This window comes from Staphylococcus sp. GW823-FHT05F06 (assembly GCF_058795495.1).
In genome coordinates this window covers 74,757-99,400 of record NZ_JBXAHW010000004.1, presented here as the reverse complement: position 1 = coordinate 99,400, position 24,644 = coordinate 74,757, and the positions used below count along the sequence as shown (strand labels likewise).

The 24,644-nt window shown below is 31.3% G+C and carries 25 protein-coding genes; 16 read left to right on the top strand and 9 right to left on the bottom strand.

The genetic code is table 11. The features are described from left to right. Positions 1–51: 51 nt before the first annotated feature. From AC1Q7N_RS04115 to AC1Q7N_RS04100, 4 genes are all read right to left on the bottom strand, one after another. Complete coding sequence (locus AC1Q7N_RS04115; protein ID WP_079993579.1) at positions 52–660, bottom strand: C39 family peptidase; 609 nt, start codon at positions 658–660, stop codon at positions 52–54. Between the two features lie 306 nt (positions 661–966). Continuing rightward, complete coding sequence (tcaB, locus tag AC1Q7N_RS04110; protein ID WP_010959275.1) at positions 967–2,166, bottom strand: putative multidrug effflux MFS transporter TcaB; 1,200 nt, start codon at positions 2,164–2,166, stop codon at positions 967–969. A gap of 263 nt (positions 2,167–2,429) precedes the next feature. Then, positions 2,430–3,131, bottom strand: a complete 702-nt coding sequence (locus AC1Q7N_RS04105) for a membrane protein (RefSeq protein ID WP_001831448.1) — start codon at positions 3,129–3,131, stop codon at positions 2,430–2,432. Between the two features lie 30 nt (positions 3,132–3,161). Then, positions 3,162–4,313, bottom strand: coding sequence for a glycerate kinase (locus tag AC1Q7N_RS04100; protein WP_010959274.1), 1,152 nt, complete (start codon positions 4,311–4,313; stop codon positions 3,162–3,164). Positions 4,314–4,596: 283 nt separating this feature from the next. On the opposite strand from AC1Q7N_RS04100, the gene AC1Q7N_RS04095 reads away from it, so the two are divergent. The 4 genes from AC1Q7N_RS04095 (at position 4,597) to AC1Q7N_RS04080 (ending at position 8,576) form a co-directional block, all read left to right on the top strand. Next, the gene (locus AC1Q7N_RS04095; protein WP_002438276.1) at positions 4,597–6,069 is read left to right on the top strand and encodes a hypothetical protein; all 1,473 of its coding nucleotides are present in this window, start codon (positions 4,597–4,599) and stop codon (positions 6,067–6,069) included. A 20-nt stretch (positions 6,070–6,089) separates the two neighbouring features. After that, positions 6,090–6,476, top strand: a complete 387-nt coding sequence (locus AC1Q7N_RS04090) for a GtrA family protein (protein WP_002456051.1) — start codon at positions 6,090–6,092, stop codon at positions 6,474–6,476. A 290-nt stretch (positions 6,477–6,766) separates the two neighbouring features. Further along, entirely contained in the window at positions 6,767–7,648 is an 882-nt protein-coding gene (locus tag AC1Q7N_RS04085) for a cation diffusion facilitator family transporter (RefSeq protein WP_002456052.1), read from the top strand. Between the two features lie 241 nt (positions 7,649–7,889). Then, entirely contained in the window at positions 7,890–8,576 is a 687-nt protein-coding gene (locus AC1Q7N_RS04080; RefSeq protein WP_002438282.1) for a 2,3-diphosphoglycerate-dependent phosphoglycerate mutase, read from the top strand. A 185-nt stretch (positions 8,577–8,761) separates the two neighbouring features. Here the strand turns inward: AC1Q7N_RS04080 and AC1Q7N_RS04075 are convergent, their stop codons facing one another. Next, positions 8,762–8,866 (bottom strand): putative metal homeostasis protein, encoded by a 105-nt coding sequence (locus AC1Q7N_RS04075; protein ID WP_002438284.1) that lies wholly within the window; start codon positions 8,864–8,866, stop codon positions 8,762–8,764. A 214-nt stretch (positions 8,867–9,080) separates the two neighbouring features. Here AC1Q7N_RS04075 and AC1Q7N_RS04070 point away from each other — a divergent pair, with 214 nt between their 5' ends. Genes AC1Q7N_RS04070 through AC1Q7N_RS04060 form a run of 3 tightly spaced genes read left to right on the top strand, consistent with a single transcriptional unit; the run spans position 9,081 to position 11,297 of the window. Beyond that, complete coding sequence (locus tag AC1Q7N_RS04070; protein ID WP_002438286.1) at positions 9,081–9,869, top strand: transporter substrate-binding domain-containing protein; 789 nt, start codon at positions 9,081–9,083, stop codon at positions 9,867–9,869. Further along, entirely contained in the window at positions 9,850–10,569 is a 720-nt protein-coding gene (locus AC1Q7N_RS04065; protein ID WP_001831576.1) for an amino acid ABC transporter permease, read from the top strand. Before AC1Q7N_RS04070 ends, AC1Q7N_RS04065 begins: the two co-directional genes overlap by 20 nt. Continuing rightward, positions 10,566–11,297, top strand: coding sequence for an amino acid ABC transporter ATP-binding protein (locus AC1Q7N_RS04060; protein ID WP_001831593.1), 732 nt, complete (start codon positions 10,566–10,568; stop codon positions 11,295–11,297). Before AC1Q7N_RS04065 ends, AC1Q7N_RS04060 begins: the two co-directional genes overlap by 4 nt. A 143-nt stretch (positions 11,298–11,440) precedes the next feature. Here the strand turns inward: AC1Q7N_RS04060 and AC1Q7N_RS04055 are convergent, their stop codons facing one another. Together AC1Q7N_RS04055 and AC1Q7N_RS04050 are read right to left on the bottom strand one after the other, a co-directional pair. Further along, the gene (locus AC1Q7N_RS04055) at positions 11,441–11,587 is read right to left on the bottom strand and encodes a hypothetical protein (protein ID WP_001831527.1); all 147 of its coding nucleotides are present in this window, start codon (positions 11,585–11,587) and stop codon (positions 11,441–11,443) included. A gap of 385 nt (positions 11,588–11,972) precedes the next feature. Next, positions 11,973–13,220: an aminoacyltransferase gene (locus tag AC1Q7N_RS04050; protein ID WP_002438293.1), complete on the bottom strand. Its 1,248-nt coding sequence runs from the start codon at positions 13,218–13,220 to the stop codon at positions 11,973–11,975. 360 nt (positions 13,221–13,580) lie between these two features. Between AC1Q7N_RS04050 and AC1Q7N_RS04045 the strand changes: the two genes are divergently transcribed. The 5 genes from AC1Q7N_RS04045 to AC1Q7N_RS04025 all read left to right on the top strand — a co-directional run bounded on the left by AC1Q7N_RS04045 (position 13,581) and on the right by AC1Q7N_RS04025 (position 17,350). Further along, a complete protein-coding gene (locus AC1Q7N_RS04045) occupies positions 13,581–13,943 on the top strand; it encodes a DUF4467 domain-containing protein (RefSeq protein WP_001831622.1) in 363 nt (120 codons plus the stop codon). Between the two features lie 23 nt (positions 13,944–13,966). Beyond that, positions 13,967–14,563: a DsbA family protein gene (locus AC1Q7N_RS04040; protein WP_002438295.1), complete on the top strand. Its 597-nt coding sequence runs from the start codon at positions 13,967–13,969 to the stop codon at positions 14,561–14,563. Between the two features lie 281 nt (positions 14,564–14,844). Then, a complete protein-coding gene (locus AC1Q7N_RS04035; protein ID WP_002438297.1) occupies positions 14,845–15,315 on the top strand; it encodes an SRPBCC family protein in 471 nt (156 codons plus the stop codon). A 234-nt stretch (positions 15,316–15,549) separates the two neighbouring features. After that, positions 15,550–16,371: a formate/nitrite transporter family protein gene (locus AC1Q7N_RS04030; protein ID WP_002438299.1), complete on the top strand. Its 822-nt coding sequence runs from the start codon at positions 15,550–15,552 to the stop codon at positions 16,369–16,371. Between the two features lie 442 nt (positions 16,372–16,813). Next, positions 16,814–17,350 (top strand): GNAT family N-acetyltransferase, encoded by a 537-nt coding sequence (locus AC1Q7N_RS04025; RefSeq protein WP_002438301.1) that lies wholly within the window; start codon positions 16,814–16,816, stop codon positions 17,348–17,350. A 299-nt stretch (positions 17,351–17,649) separates the two neighbouring features. On the opposite strand, the gene AC1Q7N_RS04020 is transcribed toward AC1Q7N_RS04025, so the two are convergent. Both AC1Q7N_RS04020 and nikA read right to left on the bottom strand, forming a co-directional pair. Next, complete coding sequence (locus AC1Q7N_RS04020; protein WP_001831613.1) at positions 17,650–17,805, bottom strand: hypothetical protein; 156 nt, start codon at positions 17,803–17,805, stop codon at positions 17,650–17,652. Positions 17,806–18,085: 280 nt separating this feature from the next. Beyond that, complete coding sequence (gene nikA / locus AC1Q7N_RS04015) at positions 18,086–19,561, bottom strand: nickel ABC transporter substrate-binding protein (protein ID WP_145376300.1); 1,476 nt, start codon at positions 19,559–19,561, stop codon at positions 18,086–18,088. A gap of 249 nt (positions 19,562–19,810) precedes the next feature. Between nikA and AC1Q7N_RS04010 the strand changes: the two genes are divergently transcribed. The 4 genes from AC1Q7N_RS04010 (at position 19,811) to cobA (ending at position 24,616) form a co-directional block, all read left to right on the top strand. Then, on the top strand, positions 19,811–20,530 hold the full coding sequence (locus AC1Q7N_RS04010) for a sirohydrochlorin chelatase (RefSeq protein ID WP_002456056.1): 720 nt from the start codon (positions 19,811–19,813) through the stop codon (positions 20,528–20,530). Positions 20,531–20,967: 437 nt separating this feature from the next. Beyond that, positions 20,968–23,373: a nitrite reductase large subunit NirB gene (nirB, locus tag AC1Q7N_RS04005; protein WP_145376298.1), complete on the top strand. Its 2,406-nt coding sequence runs from the start codon at positions 20,968–20,970 to the stop codon at positions 23,371–23,373. A 2-nt stretch (positions 23,374–23,375) separates the two neighbouring features. Then, positions 23,376–23,690, top strand: coding sequence for a nitrite reductase small subunit NirD (nirD, locus tag AC1Q7N_RS04000; RefSeq protein ID WP_002438311.1), 315 nt, complete (start codon positions 23,376–23,378; stop codon positions 23,688–23,690). After that, the gene (gene cobA / locus AC1Q7N_RS03995; protein ID WP_002438313.1) at positions 23,681–24,616 is read left to right on the top strand and encodes a uroporphyrinogen-III C-methyltransferase; all 936 of its coding nucleotides are present in this window, start codon (positions 23,681–23,683) and stop codon (positions 24,614–24,616) included. The genes nirD and cobA overlap by 10 nt, the downstream gene beginning before the upstream one ends. Positions 24,617–24,644: the final 28 nt, after the last annotated feature.

Below are 24,644 nucleotides of genomic sequence, written 5' to 3'. Positions count from 1 at the left end.
TTAATAAAGCCTCTAGAAACTGAATTTAAACAGTCTCTAGAGGCTTTATTATTAATTATCGATATATATGCATTTTTTTCCTGGGGCATTATAACTATTTTCCAAAGTGTGCTTTTTAATTTTAATGATTTGTTTAGAGTTAGGAATAATAGATGGGAAAATAACAAATTTTGATAAACGACTCCATAACGGATCAATATAATAATAATAGTCATCATCATACCCTATCAATAAAGTAACGTGAATATTTGAGACTAGTTTTGTTGGTTGATTGTCGAAATGAAATACACGTCGAAGCGGTTTAGAACCCAAACTAGTATGATAAATGATCGCCGGCTGACCTTTGTCGATAAATTTTTCAAGTTGATTTAATGATGTACCTGTACCATCTACAATTCGAGAATCATATTGTTTAAGAAATGGCGCAAAAGCATCAGGAAATATTGTTTGATGATGGCCAAATTTAACTAACAAAGGATGACCAACATAGCCTTTGTAGGGATTGGTTGGATGTTTAGGCCAATGACTCATAATTTGTGTTGCTTTAATATCGTAATGATTAAATTGTAATAGCATCGCTGCGGACACTCCCTCACACCCCATTACAAAAGGGATAGGGAATAGCTGACTTATAGGCTTTACTGGTAAAATTATCTTCATAATATGTATCCTCTAATAACTTTGATAAATTATATTATATAACGTGCGATTTATTTAGTATACAAAATTGATTTAGACAAACTTGAAATGAGCGTTTTCATCAGATATTCAGAGTAGAAAGGGAAGAATTAGTATTAAAATTGTCAAGGGAATGAAAATTGAAGTGAAAATAGGAGTGCTCATTTAAACATTACAAAATGTAAATTTAGAATCATAAGTCTATGGGTCCTATTAAAATAGAAAATAGGAGTGGAACTTAATTATACTACATTGTCAGTTCACTCCTATATTTTGGTTTACGAATAACTATGTGTTTTTCATAAATAATTTGAAATAAATAATTTGTAGTGCAATAAGTAAAACAGCTGTCGCACTAATAATAATTAGATACGGGGACATATCATGTTGACCGTTCAAACCAACTAGGGGAGAAATGAGGCCTCCTAAAATAAATTGGAATAGGCCAAGTAAACTTGAAGCATTGCCACTTCCACCTGTGCGTTCAGCCATTGCCATAGAAAAACAAAGTGGTGCTATAGAAGTGACTGGACATATATTAATAAAAAAGCCAATAAGTAAAACATACAATGGAAGATGTAATGTTAAAGTAAATATTAAAATTACAACACCTGACATTTGAATGATTGTTAAATATATGAGCATCGCATATCGGCTTACCTTTTCTACTATAATAGCGGTTATCTGACTGACGACTATCAAACCCACTCCATTAATAGCAAACATTGCACTGTATTGAAGTGGTGTCATATGATACATCTTTTGTGAAATAAAAGGTGCGGCTGACGAATAACTGAATAACATGACATAAGTTAATCCTTGCAATAACATCGGAATAACGAAGGTGGGTTTTGTTAATAACAGACCAAAATCTTTAAATATTGCTTTAAAATTTAACTGAGATTGTTCTTGATGGAGCCCAACTGGCATCTTTAATAAGATGCCTAAGATGACTATTAAGGTAATGATTGTTAAAAATATAAAAATCATTCTCCAACTTGCAATAGATAAAGCGAGGCCACCTAACAGTGGAGCAATGATGGTGATTATACCGTTTATGACCATAAGAGAAGTTAAAAATTTTGCTAATTCGTCTCCGTCATAGTTATCTCCAATAGAAGCTTTGGCTATGACGATTGCACCACCTCCTGCTAAACCTTGAATTAAACGGATAATTAAAAATATTGTTAAATGAACTGTAAAAACTGATAATAATGAGGCTATTAAATATCCAATCAATAAAATGAGTGCCATTTTTTTACGACCTAATACATCTGATAGTGGCCCGAACACAAATTGACCAATAGCTAAACCTATCATAGCAAAGGATAATGTAAGTTGTATTTCTGAAATTGATGAACCAAACGCATGCTGAACTTTAGGTAAAGATGGTCCGTACATATCAATAGTCAAAGGACCAAATGCAGTCATAACGCCAAGTATAACGATTAATATTTTAGATAAGTGTTTGGAACTTGTAGTCATCATCATTATTCTCCTAGAAAAGTTATAGCATCTATTATATACGTTTTACATAAAAAAGTAATCAGCTTACACAAATAAAAAAAGAAGAGTATTATCAAATAGGCATTGATAGTTTTGTCAACGTAATGTTGATCAATGAAAAAATGGTAAATATGTATATACGTCATTCAATCACCGACTGTCTTTGATAAAAAAGAACCCGAGACAAGCATTTATGTCTCAGATTCTTAAGGGTTTGTAGATATTTAGTTTGAAGTCTCATGCCTTTAGTTTCCTGAATTTGATCCATTCAAGATATTTTCTAGTTTAGCTTTAATACTATCAAATTTTGTATTGATGTCTTCAAGCATGTTGTTAACTTTACTTTGATTTTCGTTATTAAGTTGAGCGTTATTTGCATTTTTCAGTTTGTCGATTTGGTTTTGATAAAATTTTGTGAATTTAGAATCCGCATTAGTTTCTTCATTTTGTTTTAATTGATCAATTTGATTTTGTAGTTTATCAATTTGGGATTGGGTGTCCTTTTTATTTTTTATATCGCTTTTGGCTGAATCAACTTGTCGATTAATGTCGTCGTTTTGATTTTCAACTTCCTTTTTATAGTTTTGTGAAACGTTAGGGTCATTACTTACTTTATCATTATTATGATTGATAATTGCACGCGTGATAAAGATAGCTACAATAATGAGTAAAATAACTATGATTGCAATCAGCCATTTTTTAGTTTTGCTTGATTTTTCATTTTCTTCTTCCAATTGCTGCTCACGTCGATAGTCTCTTCCATTGTAATAACGTTCAGGATGATTTTCATACTCTCTATCATTTTCACTTTGTGTTGCACGATTTGAATTTGCTCTCTGTTGGGACTCTTGATGTTGTCGATACATATCTTCTTCTGAACGTTTACGATGATTTTGATATTGGTCATCATATTTGTATGAATCTCTATATTTATCTGTTCTTTTCATATTGTCACCTCATTTAATAATTACGCTCAATCAGTTTTCAATTTTTACTTGTAAAAGTCGTGCGATATTTGTTGTTGTATGTTTAACATGAAGTGCGCCTTCTTTCAAAGCTTCGTCAAGGTGGCATGGACGTTCCATGATACTAAACACGCTATCGATACCGTGGTGATAAATTGCTTCGTAATCTTTTCCTAAACTACCACAAATAGCAATGACGGGTATATCATATGATTTTGCAACTTTAGCTATGCCAATGGGTGTTTTGCCATAGATTGTTTGTTTATCCATTTTACCTTCGCCAGTAACAACTAAATTCGCATCTTTTATTCTTTGTTTAAATTGAGTCTCTTCAAGAACTACATCAATTCCAGGACGTAATTCAGCGTTTAGAAACGCAATTAACGCTGTTCCCATGCCTCCTGCAGCACCAGCGCCCGGGATATCTTTTACATTCATATTTAATTCTCTTTCAATTTTATCATGATAGTGACGTAATGCGGAATCCAACTTTGGTATCATCTTTTGCTGAGCGCCTTTTTGTGGACCATAAACTATAGTTGCTCCATTGTCTCCTAATAATGGATTAGTTACATCACAGGCTACTTTAATATTCACATCTTTCAATCGTGGGTTTATACGAGTAATATCAATGTATTCTATTTGAGATAGGGCTAAACCTCCATCGCGAATCTCTTGATTGTTTTTATCTTTAAAAGAGACACCTAAAGCCTTTAACATTCCTACACCACCATCATTCGTGGCACTTCCACCTATTCCTAAAATAATTTTATTAACATCGTGATTAAGTGCATCATTAATGAGTTGGCCGGTACCGTACGAAGTTGTAATAGATGGATCTCTTTCATCTTTACTCAATAATGCTAGTCCTGAAGCAGCTGCCATTTCAATGATAGCTGTTTGGTGTTCGTTGCTTCTCTCATAACTAGCCATGATATTTCTATTAAGTGGATCTTTTACTTCTACGCAATAAGAGGTAGCATTTAAGGCTTCTTTCAATACTTCGGTTGTTCCCTCGCCACCATCAGCCATAGGAATAATGTCATATATAGTACTGGAATCGAACACCTCTTGGAATCCATCTTTAATAGCTAAAGCAGCTTCCTTTGCCGACATACTTTCTTTAAAAGAATCAGGTGCAATGATAACTTTATATGGTGACATTTATATCACTTCCTAAACAATTGGTTTATATTTATTCTATCCAAAAATGAAATTAAACTAAAGAAATCTTGATAATTAAAATGGAAATCATACGTGAATTGTATAATAATAAGAATATAAAATTGACGATGAGCAATATGTATATATTAATATGATTAAAGCTTCAATAAATGTCTATATATTTTCAGTAGATAATTGAATGAATCACATAAAAAGAGAATAAACATGATAATCGTTTAAATGTTAGTTTTGAATTACATCATGAAGAACAGAGAGGTCAACAATGAATTACTTAAAACAATATGAATCATTTTTTTGGTTAATAGGAATTTTTATCTTTTATCTTATAATGGCAATTCTAACACCATTATCAACTACGGATTGGCATGCATATAAAGTTAATCTAAGTCAATATTTGACTCAAGAAAATGGTCGTTATTTAGGACATTTATTTGAATGGGTTGCCGTACATAATATCATAATAAGAGCTTTAATATATGCGATAACTTCGTTTTTAGTTATCTATTTAGTTGCTTATATGGTTCAATTACATACGAATCGTTTTTATTTTATTTTGAGTTTTGTGTTAATGGTTACTGTACCTAATACAATTTATAGCGAAACTTACGGGTGGTTTACTGGATTTTTTAGTTATATACCTGCTACAGTCCTATCACTTTTTATTCTTTTTACTGTAGTTAAAATGATTGAGTCGCACGATACAGTTTCTGAAATGCAATTATGGGTATTTTTATTAGTAAGTTTGTTTGGACAATTCTTCTTGGAGAATCTTTCCATCGCTAATAGCTTAATTATTTTAATAGGAATGGTAGTCTATTTCTTTGTTAAAAAAAGACTCAGTTATTTCTTAATTGTAGGATTTATGCTTAGTTGTATAGGTAACATTATAATGTTTTTAAACTTCAATTATTTTTTAATTAAGGATGGATTAAATACGCATTATTCAATTTCCGATAGTCATGGAATGATACATAAAGCAGGTGTGACGTTATTTAAGCTTGTACCAGAATATATGTTTATTAATCAAATGATTATTCTTACCGTGATATCAATAGTAAGTATAGTTTTACTTAAGCAAAATAAAAGCCTGAAGCATATGAGAGTTTATATTAAAATACCACTACTCTTAGGTTTAATTACTTTACCTGTTTATAAGATCTTCGTTTACAATCAATTTCATTTTGAATTATATAAAGCTTCATTTTCTATAGCCGTTTTGAATACAACGATTTGCTTCATTTACATGATAAGTGTGATATACGTTGTGTTTAAAATGATACAGCAAAGATACATAAGAATGATTGTGATGGGGAGTTTTATAGCTATGGCTTCATCTGTTTTGCCACTTTTATTTGTGACGCCTATAAGTTATAGAAATTTTTATTTTATTTATACTTTATGGATCGTGATATTACTTTGTTTAATTCAGCAATGTGATGTGCTATTTAAACAACTTGAACATATAATTAAAATATTTGCGATTATCATCAGCATCATTATGATGATTGGATTTACTTTTATACATATTAGTAGTGTGCACAGAATAGACTTCATTAAAGAACAAATAACACAACATCATCGCCATCAGAAAATAACATTGGAAAGATTACCATTTGAGCGATATACTCATATGACTACACCAAAGTCGAAGGAACAACTTCAAGATTTCAAACACTATTATGATTTGCCCAAAGACATCACATTTAAAGTAGTCCCATATGGTACAAAACAATAACTGTTCAAAGGGGAAATATTATGAAGTTAACCCGAATACATTATGAGATTATAAAGTTTATCATAGTTGGTGGAATTAATACCTTTAACTACTATATAACATACTTATTTTTGTTAAAGGTGTTACATGTGAATTATATGGTTAGTCACATTGCTGGATTTATTGTAAGTTTTATTATTTCATATTATTTAAATTGTTATTTTGTATATAAAGTAAAACCTACAATAGAAAAGTTTTTAAGATTTCCTATCACTCAGATAGTTAATATGGGAATGCAAACGTTATTATTATATATATTCGTAAAGTGGTTGAATATCGCTTCGGAAATTGCACCTTTTGCGGGTCTAATCATTACAATCCCAGTGACATTCATACTTTCTAAGTGGTTACTTAGAGATAAAGTTTAACGTAATCATAAGCACTATTTTTTCCTTTGAGATGAATTGAATTTCTTTTTCAAATATCTACCAATTCGTATTTAGAAAAATTTAATGTATATAAGTCTTTACATATTCATATATGTACAAGGCTTATTTTTAAATGAATAAATAATGAAGTGAAGGAAAGTATTTTTTTAGGGATATCTAATGAAATAATTAGATGGGGAATATAAAAAATGTAGAAATAAAAAAACGTTGTCATTGTGGAACTGATAATTCATACTAATATTAGCAAAAAATAAAGGTGGTAAGTGAAGGTGACTCAAAATGAAAATTTGAAGTTAGCGCAACGAGGTGCATTTCTTAGTTTAGTCATCTATATTATACTTTCTATTGCGAAATATATGACTGGATATGTTTATGATTCGGCGGCAGTTAGAGCGGATGCTTTAAATAACATGACAGACATTTTAGTTTCAGTAGCAGTTATTGTCGGACTTAAAATCTCTATTAAACCTGCTGATCAAAACCACCCATATGGGCACTTAAAATCTGAAAATATTTCCACATTGCTAGTATCATTCATTATCATGTTTGTGGGAATACAAGTTATTATAGAAAACTTTCCGAGATTGTTTACACATGATTCACATATTCCTAACTTTATTACTATTATTATAAGTATGATCAGTGGACTTGTGATGTTATGTGTCTTTGCTATTAATTATCGATTATCTAAAAGAACGAAAAGTAGCTCATTAAAATCAGCAGCTAAAGATAATTTATCTGATAGTTTAGTCAGTATTGGCACTGCCATTGGTCTAATGTTCACACAAATTGGATTTCCAATTATCGATATTATATTGGCAAATATTTTAGGTTTATTAATCGTGTATACAGGTTTTGGAATTTTTAAAGAGTCGATTTTTACTCTAAGTGATGGTTTCAATGAACAAGATTTAGAAGAATACAGATTAGACATATTAGAAGTTGAAGATGTAATTGATGTTAATAATATTAAAGGTAGATATCATGGAAGTAGTATCTTTATTGATGTGACCATTGTAGTAGATCCTTATCTTTCACTTTATGAAGCACATCAGATTTGTGATAAAGTTGAAATTCATTTGCATAATAAAGGAATTTCGTCTGTATATGTACATCCAGAACCCTATACTACAAAAGACGAAGTAAAATAAAATATACAAGAAGTCAATAATTACCTGACCATAAGGTAGTGGTTGACTTTTTTATTTTAAACCAGAATCATTACTGGGAAATTAAGAATTATAGTTCTATAATAAAAATAAGGAGAGAAAAAAAGAAACAATTTATTACTTGTACTATTTTAATGGAATTACTACATTGACTGATATTTAAATGGATTTGTAGTTAATTCATTGTAACTACATTTAGATTATAGAAAGGAAGTTTTGATTTATGCCAAAATTAATACTATGTCGGCACGGACAAAGTGAATGGAATGCGAAAAATTTATTTACAGGTTGGGCCGATGTCAAACTATCAAAACAAGGAATTGAAGAGGCGCAATCAGCAGGTAAAAAAATTTACGGCAATCAAATTGAAATTGATATTGCGTTTACCTCTTTACTCACTAGAGCTTTAGAAACAACACAATATATTTTAGCAGGTTCTGACCAACAGTGGATTCCTGTTTATAAAAGTTGGCGTTTAAATGAACGACATTATGGTGGTTTACAAGGTTTAAATAAAGATGATGCGAGAAAAAAATGGGGGGAAGATCAGGTGCATCAATGGAGACGCTCATATGATGTACGTCCGCCTAGAGAAAGTGAAGAACAACGAGAAGCATATTTAAAAAATCGTCGTTATCAACATATTGATCACCGTATGATGCCTTATTGTGAAAGTTTGAAAGATACATTAGAACGAGTTGTTCCGTTCTGGACTGATCATATTTCACAACACCTATTAGATGATAAAACTGTACTTGTTTCGGCCCACGGAAATTCCATTCGCGCATTAATTAAGTATTTGGAAGGTTTATCAGAAGAAGATATCGTCGGATATGAAATTAAAACGGGTGCACCGCTAGTATATGAACTCACAGATGATTTAGTTGTTAAGGATAAATATTATTTATAACAAGATGTATATAGTTTAAAATATTTTCATATCATAATAAATAAACCATTCAATGGTCAGTATTGATTTCATTGAATGGCTTGTTTTTTGTGTGAAGTGATATTTAAAACAATTAAATTATAGATAAATTTATGAAACCTAGGTTATTGAGCGAATTAAATTAAAATAATTGACGAATGTTACATTTATTTCGAACGTTGATGCTGTTTTATTATTTTTAAAGCACGTTTTCGTGTTTTGATATTAGGACTATTGAGGTTGCGTCTTGCTGTTTGTAAATTCTGTTTCATTTTATCTTCCTCCTTGTATAACACTATTATGAAAGAAATTAAGTTATTTGTAAATAGTAATTATTACGATTTGTAAATCGTTTAAAATAATAGTTAATAGAGTTTGAACTTTCTGAACACTTATTAGCAAGTAACTCTTTATTGACTATTATGTAATAACGGGATAAAATATTTTTATTCCGATTAGAATAATAAGAATAAGGGGTTTGATTAAATGAAAAGACTTTTACTTTGCATTGTTGCACTTGTTTTTGTTTTAGCAGCCTGTGGCAACAATTCATCTAACAATAAAGATAATCAATCAAGCAGTAAAGACAAGGATACGTTAAGAGTTGGTACTGAAGGTACATATGCGCCCTTTACTTACCATAATAAAAATGATCAATTAACAGGTTATGATATTGATGTGATTAAAGCAGTTGCAAAAGAAGAAAATCTTAAACTTAAGTTTAATGAAACGTCATGGGATTCAATGTTTGCAGGATTAGATGCTGGTCGTTTTGATGTTATTGCAAATCAAGTGGGTGTGAATAAAGATAGAGAGAAAAAATATAAATTCTCTGAACCTTACACATATTCAAGTGCTGTACTTGTTGTTCGTGAAAATGAAAAAGATATTACATCATTCAATGATGTAAAAGGTAAAAAGTTAGCACAAACGTTTACGTCTAATTATGGTCAATTGGCTAAAGATAAGGGTGCGGACGTTACTAAGGTAGATGGATTTAATCAATCAATGGACTTACTATTATCTAAACGTGTAGATGGTACATTTAACGACAGTTTATCTTACTTAGATTACAGAAAACAAAAGCCTAATGCTAAAATTAAAGCAATCAAAGGACATGCAGAGCAAAATAAATCAGCATTTGCATTCTCTAAGAAGGTTGATGAAAAAACGATTGAGAAATTTAATAAAGGCCTAGAAAAAATTAGAGATAATGGTGAATTAGCTAAAATTGGTAAGAAATGGTTTGGTCAAGATGTTTCTAAACCTGAATAATGAACAACAACATGCATTAGATGCAGCCAAACAAGCATTTGGTCCAATGTTAGAGGGATTGGTGAAATACTCAATCCCTATTACTTTGGTCACTTTCATTCTAGGTTTAATCATTGCATTGTTTACTGCACTTATGCGTATATCAACCAGTAAATTGCTTAGAGGTATTGCGCGTGTCTATGTATCAATTATTCGTGGTACACCTATGATTGTACAGTTATTTATTATTTTTTACGGTATACCGGAGCTTGGAAGATTGGTAACTAACAATGCTGATAATCAATGGACACTTGCACCTGTTATTGCTGCAGTCATTGGTTTATCTTTAAATGTTGGTGCTTATGCTTCTGAAATTATACGAGGAGGTATATTGTCTATTCCTAAAGGACAAACAGAAGCGGCTTATTCTATAGGTATGAACTATAGACAAACTGTGCAACGTATTATCTTACCACAAGCTATTCGTGTATCTATACCAGCACTAGGAAACACATTTTTAAGTTTAATTAAAGATACATCATTACTTGGATTTATTCTTGTTGCAGAAATGTTTAGAAAGGCACAAGAAGTTGCTTCGACAACGTATGAGTATCTAACTATTTATTTGTTAGTAGCTTTAATGTATTGGGTCGTATGTTTTGTCATCTCAATTATCCAAGGATGGTATGAATCACGCATTGAAAGAGGGTATCGCTCATGATTGAATTGTCTCATATCCATAAGTCTTTTAATGAAACTGAAGTGATTAAAGGTATTGATTTGAAAGTTAATCAAGGTGAAGTTGTGACACTAATTGGACGTTCAGGTTCAGGTAAAACGACTTTACTTAGAATGATTAATGCTTTAGAGATACCTACTGAAGGTACAGTGTATGTCAATGGCATGACATATAATGCTAAAGATAAGAAATCTCAAATTAAAGTAAGACAACAATCAGGAATGGTTTTTCAAAATTATAATTTATTTCCACATAAATCTGCATTAGAAAACGTTATGGAAGGTCTTATAACAGTTAAAAAGATGAATAAAGCAACGGCTAATGAAGAAGCAATGAATTTATTGGCTAAGGTTGGATTGGTACATGTTAAAGATCAACGGCCACATGCTTTATCAGGTGGGCAACAACAACGTGTCGCAATTGCACGTGCATTAGCCATGAATCCTAAAGTGATGTTATTTGATGAGCCAACATCTGCACTTGATCCTGAATTGGTCAATGATGTATTAAAAGTCATTAAAGAATTGGCTGACGAAGGTATGACAATGGTCATTGTGACTCACGAGATGCGTTTTGCCAAAGAAGTTTCCAATCAAATTGCTTTTATTCATGAGGGCGTCATTGCAGAACAAGGTACGCCTGAAGATATATTTAATCACCCCAAAACAGAAGAGCTTCAGCGATTTTTAAATGTGATTAATGAAAAATAGAATAGTAATATTATAGAAATGGAGAGGCTGGGACAAAAAGGTCCAAGATAAGTAAATAAAGACAATTTCTATTGAAATAATATAGAAATTGTCTTTTTTATAATTTTTTTGATTATTTTCAGTTCGTTGAGCTGTTACTTTTCTTATATTAAGCCACGGGGATGTCTGAATTCATCGAATTCAGTATCGGGAATTGTTTCTACAATATCATTTACATGTCGTGAAATATTATTTGTGGGGATATGAATTGAAGGTAGAGTATGTTGAATCATGTTATAATCTTTATACATAAGGCACCTCGTTAATTTAGTTTATTGCTATTTATTAAATTTTACGGAAGGGCCTTATTTTCAAAGTATTTTAATGTAAAATTACATATGAATACAAAGTATTTTGGCGAGACTCTTGAGGGAACAGGACAAGCTGAAGACTATAGGCTGAATCTGTCCCCTAAGAAAGCGAGCCAACAATACGTAGTATTGTAAATAAAGAAGCCAGTAAATGAATTTATGAAAACTCATTTACTGGCTATTTCACTAGGAATTATGTCCCAGCCTCTCCTTTAAGTGTATAGAAAGTCAATGACTTAAACTCATGTGCATTAATATTTAGTTTTTTATCTATGTTGAAGGAATCGAATTGATTAGAATTCGATTCCTATTTGCTAATGAATAATTATCTACGACTTTCTAATTCTTGTTTTACTTTATAAAATAGTGGTTTAATTGGTTTGATAAAATCACCAATATATTCATAAATTTTAGCGTTAAATCCTTCTTTAAATTTTTGAACGCCAGCATCTTCAGCATTTTCACTAAAGTCTCCGGTAACACCGTAGAAATTATATCTATCGATATTATGTTCTTTTGCAAATTGAATCATATCCCATTGTAATCGATATGCTCCCATATAAGCATTATATTTAGGGTTAGAGCCACTTGATAAGTAATACACTTCGTGATCATTATATATATATAATGCTGCAGCAAGATGAAGAACTTGACCTTCTTCTGCTATTTTCTCTTTAGTTTGTCTGATTTTACGCGCATTACTATCGAATTGTTGTTTGACTTGTGTATGTTTCGTTTTATTTTTCTTAGAATTTGGATTTTCTTCTAATGTTTTTTCAACATCTTTTAGTTGTTGATTAAGGTTTTGATGTTTAGTTTGCAACGTATCTAAATAATCTTGTAAATCGATGTAAGCAAGTTTTAACATAGCATGATCTTCATAAGTTTTTTGCATCTCAACAAAGTAAGGCTCTTCACGGAATTTAAAGCCATGTTTTTCTTCAGCCATTTTGAATAATTCAAAAAATGTATTTGTTTCTTCAATGGGTAATGTTTTAACTTTAACACCCATTTCATAAGTCTTTTTAATATTTCGACGTGTTTGGTAATCCATTTCTTTTAATAATTGATCTTCAGATTTATCTTTAAGGTTAAGTACTGATAACCAGCGGATTTGACTCATTGTATCATAACCTACAGTGTATCCTTGGTGTTTGTAACCTAATTCTTCCATTGTTTTAATCAATGCGCGATTATCAAAGGATTCAATGATTTCTCCATTAGGTTGACGTAAATTTTCTAATACATAAGGGTCAACGAGTACATATAAACAATTGTGTTTTTTTAAATAAGCAGTAAGTGATTTAAAAAAGAAGCGAACTAAAACTAAATTGTTAAAGTCCATGACTGGTCCTCTATGTGTGTAAAAATACTTAAAGAATTTTAAAGAACGTGCCTCTGTTAATAAGCACGCAGCAATGACATCTTCTTGATCATCTTTAACTCCCACTAAATGTACGTCACCTTTTGTTTTCGATCTATTATTATAATGTATACTGGATTGTGTATAATGCGAGAAATTTTCTGAAGTAAATTGCTCGAATTCTTCAGAAGTTAAATTTACAAATTTCATTATATTTCTTCACCTCTAAGTCAATTTCCATGTTTTATCGTCATGATATATATTACCAAACCCTAAACATCCTTACACATCATAACATAAAAAATTGTGTCATACTTTCGTATGAGGCCGTTTTATTTAAAAGAGAATAGATTTAAAAAGTAAGAGGTATAAAAAATTAAGTTAATGAAGATCGTACCTCTAAAGAGAATGTGATAAAATTTAAGTTGAAAGAATTGCTTAGATTAAATAACATGCTAATTGTAAACGTAGAGCTAAAGAAATATTGACATCGTTTGATATGTTAAGTGTAAAAAGAGATTAACTTGAAGTTCTATGACATAGATATAGATAGAGTGAGTAGGAGTGAGTATGTTGAAGAAGTTATTAGTCGGGGTTAGTGTACTAACTTTATTATTAGCAGGTTGCATGAGTCACGAGTACGCAGACAAAATAGATAAAGCGGTTAAACTACAAGAGAAAAAGCAACAAAAAATTGCTAAAAACGATTCAGGTGATGAAGTTAAACATTTTGATAAAAAAGATGCCAATATTTATGTGTTTGACAAAGGAAAATATGTTGTATTGGAGTATAAACCACTTAGTGATGATGCTGAAGCGCGTTACTATACTTATGAATTTAAAGATAAAAAAGCATATTATAATAAAGACTTTAATGCAAAAGCATACTACCAATCTCATGAGCCTGACTATAAAGAAGAGAATATGTATTAATCGTTTTAGGAAAAGGAGAAACGATGAAAAAATTAATCGGATTATTGATGATTTTATGTATGGTTTTGCTATACAGTTGCTCAGGTCCAATGGACTCTCCAAAGCATTCTAATAATAGCAAACCTGTAGTGGTAATATACGGTGATTATAAGTGCCCTTATTGTAAAAAAACAGAAGATCGCGTGATGCCAAAGCTTAAGAAGAAGTATATTGATACAAACAAAATTAAATATCAATATGTGAATTTGGCATTCTTAGGAAAAGATTCAATTGTAGGTTCAAGAGCGCAGCATGCGGTAAATCATTATGCTCCCAAGAAGTCACTTGAATTTCAGAAATTAATGTTTAATCAACAAAAAGATGAACATAAGCAATGGATTACAACACGTCTTGTTGATAAGCAAATTGATAAATTAAGTATCAGTGATGACAAAAAGAAAAAAATAAAGACTGATTATAAAACTAAAGGTTCCATCTCGTGGAAAAAAGCCAAGGAAGATCAACAAATTGCGAAGAAAAATCACATCAAGCAAACACCTACAGCGTTTGTTAATGATAACAAGGTTGAAGATCCATATGACTTTTCTAGCTACGAGATGTTGCTAGAAAACGAAAAGTGAAAGTATCTGTAATAGTAGTTAATATATATAAATCTTTATTTATTTAAAATGCCTGAGACTAATCATTGTCTCGGGTGTTTTTTAATTTTGACAGTCACTTGCTAATTCAAAAATGGGTGTGTATTAACCATATTTAATTTGTTTTTAGCAACGAGAACTATAAATTAAGCGTGATGTTTTCCTGAAATTTCTTCGATATTTTAGAATTAATGAAATTATCTTAAGCGTATTATTTTTGTTAATATTGAGGCAATCGATTCTTTAAAATGTGAGGTACATATATGACGATAGAAAAAAAGAAAAATAAGATTATTTTTACTAGAACTTTTAGTGCACCAATTAATAAGGTATTTGATGCTTATACAAAGCGGGAACTATTTGAACAATGGTTTCATCCTCAAGACGCATCTGTCACAGTTTATGATTTTAATGCTACGAAAGGAGGAAACGCTTTTTATGCTATTCAAGCTCCTCAGATGACAAGTTATACTATTGCTGAATATCTGCAAGTGGATGCACCATATTATATAGAGTATTTAGACTATTTTGCTACGTCAAAAGGGGAAAAAGACACAAGTATGCCTGGTATGCATATCACTTTGAATTTTGAAGAAGTAAAAGGAAAGACTACTGTAACATCGACATCGACTTTTCCAACTGAAAGTGCCGCTCAGCAAGCGATAGACATGGGTGTAGAAACAGGTATGAATTCAACACTTAATCAGTTAGAGAAATTACTAAATCAAAAGTGATATAAACCTCGATCGTATACCTAACCAAAGAAACGTGAAAAAATTTGAGTAAATCATTACACTTTGATGAAATGTCATAAAGTTTTCAGTTATATTGTTTAAATATTGAAAATGCTAGGTATATAAACTTTTTTGAAAATTTCTATATCCTATAAATAAAATTTAATATACACATATGTCATTCTTACTTATATAATAAGTGTGAAAATATTAATGTGGATAGGATGAGAAGACATGTTCAAGAACAACAAAAGTATTGAAGATACTTATGCAACAAAACCTATTATTCAGAATATCGTTGGTCAGGCACAAATCAAACAAGTGATGGCGAAACAAACACCCATGAGATATACGTTGAAAGCTATCATGGCTGGTTTTCTATTATCAATAGTTACAGTTTTTATGTTAGCAATTAAAACACAATTCGCTTCAACGCATAATGACGGGTTAATCAATTTGATGGGAGCTATTGCGTTTAGTTTAGGTCTCGTATTAGTTGTGTTAACCAATTCTGAATTATTAACTAGTAATTTTATGTATCTGACTGTTGGTTGGTATTATAAAGCAATTAGTGTAAGTAAAATGATATGGATTTTTATTTTCTGTTTTATAGGTAATATCTTAGGTGGATTTATTTTATTTTTCCTCATGAAATATGCACATGTTATGACGCCAGAAATGACAGATAGTTTAACAGCATTAGTACATAAAAAAACAGTAGAATCGACTTGGTTAAATATTTTGATTAAAGGTATATTTTGTAATTTCTTTATTAATATCGGTATTTTTATTTCAATGCAGTTTAAAGAGGGACTAGCCAAAGCATTCTTTATAGCTTGTGGAGTGATTGTCTTTGTATTTATGGGTTACGAACACGTTGTTTTTAACGCTGGATTATATGCAGGTATGATGTTCTTTAATATGGATGGATTATCTTGGTTGGGTGTGCTAAAAAATATTGTTTTTGCATTCCTTGGAAACTATATCGGTGGAGGTATCTTTATTGGATTAGTGTATGCATATTTGAACGGTAAACGTGACAGCCTCCAACCATAGAGAACTATTAAGTAATTGAGATTTAATCACTAGTCTTTATCATATTGACATCTTCATGTGCTAGAAATGGATGTCTTGCTTCATGTTGAAAGTGTTTAAATTACAAAGTATTATTGCATCATTGAAATGATATATAGATTAAAGAGATGAAATCATGAAATAGAGAAGATGAGTGGGGCTTTAGTCCTGTAGTTACGTTGCCTTACTTCAAACTCGAAATCCATTTTAGAATTTAAAAAATAAAGTTAGTATATTTAGAATTCTGTCTTATGCTTCTATACGTTAATAAAACCTGGGATATTTACAGATATCCTAGGTTTTGTTTATCAGTAATAGAATCTTGACACTTTATAAAAATGATAATAAACATTTATTGACGAGCACTTATAAAAAATTTAATCTATAGTTCATGTGGATGTTCAGTACTTAAGGAGTGAAAAATATGTCGAATATTAATATTAGAGTGGCACATGAACAAGATGCTGAAGAATTACATAGCATCATGCAAATTGCTTTTACACCTTTAAGAGAACTAGGTATTGATTGGCCATCAGTTCACGCTGATCTTGAAATGGTAAAGGATAATTTAAGACAAAATACTACATTTGTACTTGAAAATGAAAAAGAAATTATTTCAACGATTACGGTTTGCTATGCATGGAGTAGTGTAAAACCCATTTCAGGTTATCCGTTCGTTTGGTGGTTTGCAACACGACCAACTTATGATGGACAAGGGTATGGGAGTCAACTTTTAAAATATGTAGAGGAGACATTTTTACGCGATACTTTAAAAGCTGCTGCGGTAACCTTAGGAACATCAGCACGTTTGCACCCTTGGTTATTAAACATTTACGAAAAGCGGGGTTATGAAATATACGCTAAACATGAAAATGATGATGGTGATTTAGGAGTCATAATGCGTAAAATTTTAATACCAGAACAATTTAATGATGACATTTTGGGCCGACCGCCATTTTAGAAATATTTTTGTGTTCTAGAATGATAATTTAGTGAGATAGAATTCTTAGTCCTTAATGACCCCAATTCTATAATTTGTAAAATATTTGATAACAATCTATATTTTGAATTCTATACTAGAGTTCAAAAATGAATAATTACATTTTTATTTCAGTCATTGACTGAGCATACTGTAAGAAAGAGGCTGGGACAAAAAGGTCCAAGATAAGTAAATAAAGACAATTTCTATTGAAATAATATAGAAATTGTCTTTTTTATAATTTTTTTGATGATTTTCAGCTCGTTGAGCTGTTACTTTTCTTATATTAAGCCACGAGGATGTCTGAACTCATCGAATTCAGTATAGTGAATTGTTTCTGCAATATCATTTACATGTCGTGAAATATCATTTGTGGAGATAAGAACTGAAGTTTCCATTAGTAGAGTATGTTGAGTCATGTTATAGTCTTTATACATAAGGCACCTCGTTAATTTTGTTTATTGGTATTTATTAAATTTTACGGAAAGGCCTTATTTTCAAAGTATTTTAATGTAAAATGACATATAAACACAAAGTATTTTGGCGAGACTCTTGAGGGAACAGGACAAGTTGAAGACTACAGGCTGAAGCTGTCCCCTAAGAAAGCGAGCCAACAATACGTAGTATTGTAAATAAAGAAGCCAGTAAATGAATTTATAAAAACTCATTTACTGGCTATTTTGTTAGGAATTATGTCCCAGCTTCCCGTATCAATTATTATTCTTTTTTACTTAATTTATAATCAATTAAATAGATAGATTCTGGTGTAACATTAAAATGTCTTACTTTATTATTCACACCATCTATTTGAGAGTTGTATGTGATATAGCTGTTAGGAATATCTTTTTTAGATTCATTTAGTATTTCATTAGTCACTTGACCACGTTGCTTGTCACCGAAAGTAGTATTTAATTCTTTAATTAACTGAGTGACTTTAGTATTACTATAATTACCTTTATTTAATGCTCCATCAGGTAAGTATGCAGTGTTAAAGAAATAACCTGTATCACCACGTGGCACACTTAAATAACTATACATTGAAACATCCCAACTCTGTTTGTTTTTGAGATATCCTTCGATATCATCTACATTGCGTAATTGTATATCAATATTTGCCTTTTTAGCTTCAGATTGTATCACCTGTCCAATTTTAGGCAATTCTGGTCTGCCATCGTATGTGACCATGTTTAATTTAAGAGGATGCGATTTGGAATAACCTTCTTGAGCTAAAAGTTCTTTTGCACGCTTGATGTCTTGTGATTGAATTTCCTCTTTTTCTAATGATTTTAATCGATGGTTAAAAGGACCTGATGCTGGCTCAGCATAATTTTTAGAAACATTTTTAGCAATGTCTTTTCGATTAATAATCATATCTAGTGCTTCTCTTACTTTTTTATTAACTTTTTTACTATCATGATTGTATAACATTAAATGCGTTCTAAAGCCTGATGTACTTTGAATGTTTGCTTTGTTAGATTTTTTTACATCATCAACGCGTTCAATTGGAACATCAGTAGTCAAATCTGATTTGCCTGATAATAAGTGATCAACACGAGTATTACCATCTTCATGATAAGTGACATTAATTCTTTTTAATTTTGGCGTACCTTGCCAGTAGTCTTTGAATTGTTTTAGTACGATTTTTTGCGAACGTTTATACTGATCAATTTTATAAGGACCCGTACCAACAGGTTGATCAGTTACTTTGTTTTTAGCTTTTGTGTCGTAAATAGCAGCAAATGGGCTTGCGAGTTCAGACATTAATTCTGGATAAGGTTCTTTAGTAGTGATTGTGACTTTTTGTCCATGAGCATTGATTGATTTAATAGGAAGTGATCCTTTTAACAAATCACTTTTTTTCATTCCTTCTTCGAGACTGCGTTTTACAGCTTCGCCTGTTAAATGATGACCGTTTTGAAATTTAATATTATCTTTTAAAGTGAGTTCTAGTTGATTGTCAGATACTTGATGATAATTTTTGACTAATAAAGGTTTTACTTTACCATTCTTCGACATTTTAAAAAGCGATTCCAAGGCACCTGTTTTAACTGGGATATCAGTTTCGTAAGGTGCAATTGATTTAGTTTTCAAAGGTATTTCAACATTGAGGGTGTCTTTGTCTGTACTTGATGTGCCCCCACAGCTCGCTAAAACAAAAGATATCATGACAATAAGAGTAATCAATTTTTTCATAAATGAAATCCTCTCTAAATATGAATTATTTGAGATATTTAAAAATGTAATTATGTAGTAAATATAAATACATTTGGCATGATTATATTTGTAAACTCTCAACGAATTTTATTATATAACTTATAATTAAAAAAATAAAATTTTTGACAACTATGTTAGCATATTTATTTAAGATGCTACATTATACATTAGTACACAAATGTGATTTAATTATTCGTAATAATGATAATACAAAAGGGTGGGATAATTATGATAGGTAATATTCTAGTCGCTCACGGCATGAGAAAAGGAAATCAGAATGAAGCTTTAGAAGAATTTATCGGAACTTTATTAAAAGATGAGCAATATTATTATGAGTTAGCATTTTTAGAAAGTGAAACACAAAATCTTGAAATCATAATGGAGAAGATGATTAAGCAAGGAATTACAAAATTTCGTATTGTACCTTTACTCATTTTTAGTGCAATGCATTATATCAGTGATATTCCACAAATACTTAAAGAGATGAAAGCTCGATATCCACAAATTGATAGTAAAATGAGTGCGCCTCTTGGTACACATCCATATATGAAAACATTAGTAGAAAATAGAATTGCTGATGAAAAAGTCAGTGAAGGTTCAACCAAAGCAACTATAGTAATTGCCCATGGAAATGGAAGTGGACGTTTTACGAAAGCACATGATGAATTAAAAGCATTTGTTAAAACGCTTGATAGTCATCATCCTGTTTATGCAAGAGCTTTATATGGGACATTAGCATTTAAAAATGATTTAGATAAAATCTCAGAGCAATATGACGAGTTAGTCATTGTCCCATTATTTTTATTTGATGGTAGATTGGTGAATAAAGTAAAACGTCTTTTAGGTGAAATGACATTGCATAGTCAATTACACATTACGCCATCGATTAACTTTGATCCAATTTTAAGATTAATTATTAGAGAAAGACTTGAAGCGTTAGATATTTAATATATTTCAATTATTTTAAACGAATTTACAAAAAATAAATGATATGATTCGTTAAGGTTGGGGAATGTAACACAATTCATTGTTACATTCCCCTTAATATTTGATGATATTATTTCTATAATGAATGCAGCTCATTATAAAATAGTTTGTGGTTTAAAATGACAGCGTAAAGTGTAATTTCAATTGCAACATATATTATAAAATAGTTAATAATATATTTTAATTTTGGCCTCAATTTCATCCTAGAAAACCATATCCATGCCATTAGGGAAATCCCCGATTTTAATTTTAAATGTGAATTACATCACAAAAAACTGAAGTTTTGTTATAAGATGAACTTGAAAAGAGAAATACAAAATGATTAAATTTCTGACCTTTTATAAAGTTACATTGTGTTTTGTATTAAAAATTTATATTGATAAAAGGGGCATTAAAGTATGGCAAAACAAAAACTTGTAATGATTGGTAATGGTATGGCAGGTTTAAGAACGATAGAAGAGATTTTAGAACGTTCACAATCACAATTTGATATTACTATTATTGGGAAAGAACCTTATCCGAACTATAACAGAATTATGTTATCCAATATTTTACAGAAGAAAATGACCGTCGAAGATACAATTATGAATCCTTATGATTGGTATCAAGAGAATAATATTGAACTTATAAATAATGATCCAGTGGAAAAAGTTGATAAAGAAAACAAAATAGTTACTACTTCTAAAGGTATTGAAGTAGAGTATGACATTTGTATTTTCGCTACTGGATCAAAAGCTTTTGTATTACCTATACCAGGTTCAAATCTTCCTAGTGTCATTGGATGGCGAACAATTGATGATACAAATAAAATGATTGAAATTGCCCAAACGAAAAAACGCGCAGTTGTCATTGGTGGAGGTCTTCTAGGCTTAGAGTGTGCCAGAGGACTTCTAGATCAAGGAATGGAAGTGACAGTTCTTCATTTAGCTGATTGGCTCATGGAAATGCAATTGGATCGTAAAGCCGGAGAAATGCTTAAAGCGGATTTAGAAAAGCAAGGTATGAAGATTGAACTTCAAGCAAATTCTAAAGAAATCATTGGTGATAAAGATGTTGAAGCTATTAAATTAGCTGACGGTCGGGTGATTGAAACAGATTTAGTAGTTATGGCTGTTGGTATCAGACCTTATACTGAAGTTGCTAAAGATAGTGGATTAGATGTCAATAGAGGTATTGTTGTAAATGATTATATGCAAACATCTGATTCTCATATTTATGCAGTCGGTGAATGTGCCGAACATGATGGGAAAGTTTATGGATTGGTGGCGCCACTTTATGAACAAGGCAAAGTGCTAGCAGATTATTTAACTGGTAAAGAAACAAAAGGTTATAAAGGATCTACTACTTTCACTTCACTTAAAGTATCTGGTTGTGATTTATATAGTGCAGGGCAAATTGTTGAAGATGAAGATGTCCATGGTGTGGAAATTTTTAATAGTGTCGACAATATCTACAAAAAAGTGTATTTAAGTCAGGATCAAGTCGTTGGTGCTGTCTTGTATGGTGATACTGATGATGGATCACGATTTTATAATATGATGAAAAAACATGAAACGCTTGAAGATTATACACTTGTTTCTTTATTGCATAAAGGTGATGAAGATGCGGGGACATCTATTGCTGATATGTCTGATGATGAAACGATTTGTGGATGTAATGGTGTTGATAAAGGAACAATCGTCAATGCTATTACAAGTAAAGGTTTAACGTCTGTAGATGAAGTGACTAAAGCAACAAAAGCAGGTAATTCATGTGGTAAGTGTAAAGGTCAAATCGGTGAGTTATTACAATATACATTAGGTGACGACTTTATTGCTGCAAAACCAACAGGTATTTGTCCATGTACTGATTTAACAAGAGACCAAATTGTAACTCAAATCAGGGCTAAAAATCTCAAATCATCAAAAGAAGTACGACACGTTCTTGATTTCAAAGATAAAGATGGTTGTCCTAAATGTCGACCTGCAATTAATTATTATTTAAATATGGTTTATCCTTTTGAACATCGAGACGAAAAAGATTCTCGCTTCGCTAATGAAAGATATCATGCAAATATACAAAATGATGGTACTTTCTCAGTGATTCCTCAAATGCGCGGTGGTGTTACAGATGCTGACCAACTCATTCGATTAGGAGAAGTTGCTAAAAAGTATAACGTACCACTTGTTAAAGTAACAGGTTCGCAACGTGTAGGTTTATATGGATTGAAGAAAGAAGAATTACCACAAGTTTGGAAAGATTTAGGAATGCGTTCTGCTTCTGCTTATGGTAAAAAGACGCGTTCTGTTAAAAGTTGCGTTGGTAAAGAGTTTTGTCGTTTTGGTACACAATACACAACTCGACTAGGAATAAGACTTGAAAAAACATTTGAATATATTGATACACCTCATAAATTTAAAATGGGAGTATCAGGTTGTCCGAGAAGTTGTGTAGAGTCTGGTGTTAAAGATTTTGGCGTCATATCTGTTGAAAATGGCTACCAAATATTTATCGGAGGTAATGGTGGTACTGATGTTACTGTAGGTAAATTGTTAACGACAGTTGAAACCGAAGATGAAGTGATTCAATTATGTGGTGCCCTCATGCAGTATTACAGAGAAACAGGTGTTTACGCTGAAAGAACAGCACCATGGTTAGAACGTATGGGCTTTGAAAATGTCAAGAATGTCTTATTAAATCAAGAAAAGCAAAAAGAACTGTATTTAAGAATTATGGAAGCCAAAAAAGCTGTTGAGAATGAACCATGGGAAACTATTGTTGAAAATAAAGAAGCACAAAAAATCTTTGAAGTTGAGAAGGTGTAAGAATGAAAGCTAAAGAAAAGATTAAAGTTACAACAATGAATGAAATGATTCCTCAAATAGGCAAAAAAGTAGTTGTAAACGAAAAAGAAATAGGTATTTTTCTCACAGATAATGGTGATTTATATGCCATTGGAAATATATGTCCACATAAAGAAGGACCGTTGTCTGAAGGGACTGTAAGTGGTGATTATGTTTACTGTCCGTTACACGATCAAAAAATAGCTTTAAAAACTGGAGAAGTACAACAACCTGATACAGGATGTGTAGAGACATACGAAGTAGAAGTTATTGATGGAGATATTTACTTATGTCTATAACTTATCCTGGCACAGTATATCTAATCGGTGCAGGACCAGGCAATCCAAACTTATTAACTAAAAAAGCTGAACGGTTAATTAGATCAGCTGACGTGATTTTATTTGATCGTCTCGTAAATCCTTTCATCTTACAGTATGCTTCTTCTCAAACAAAAGTGATCAATGTGGGAAAGAAACCTTATTGTAAACACATTCAACAAGAGGAGATTAATCAAAAAATTGTTGAAGCAGCTAATCAATATCAATGTGTGGTGAGACTAAAGGGAGGAGATCCTGCGATTTTTGGTAGAATTACAGAAGAAGTACAAACATTAGAAAATCATCATATTCATTACGAGATTGTCCCTGGTGTGACATCAGCAAGTGCTGCCGTAGCAACTATGAATATGGGATTAACGATGCGTTCTATCGCACCGAGTGTGACTTTCTCAACTGGTCATTTTAAAGATTCGGTTAATCACGATACGGATATTAGGAACTTGATTAATGGAGGCACTTTAGCTATTTATATGGGTGTGAAAAGATTAGGTCAAATTATTAAACAAATTGAATCATATACGAATGAAGACTACCCCATTGCAATAGTGTTTAATGCTTCCTGCTACAATGAAAAGATTGTTATAGGTCATTTAAGTACGATTGAAGAACAATTGGTTTCTCAACAACTAGAAGGTCATCCAGGCATATGCATTTTAGGTAATATACTTGATGACATTAATCGTACGTTATTGAATAATAATAAGAATGACAAGGGAAATCTATATTTAATCAAGGGAGATAAAGAACGTGCAATTGCAAAGGCTGAAACTTTATATGATGAAGGAATCCAATGTCTGATTGATTTTGACCATAGCTACCACATTTCTCAACAAAACGTGTATAACGAAATGATTAAACACAAGAGTATTAAAACAATATATGTATAAACATTTGGGTCTACAAGTTCATTATGAA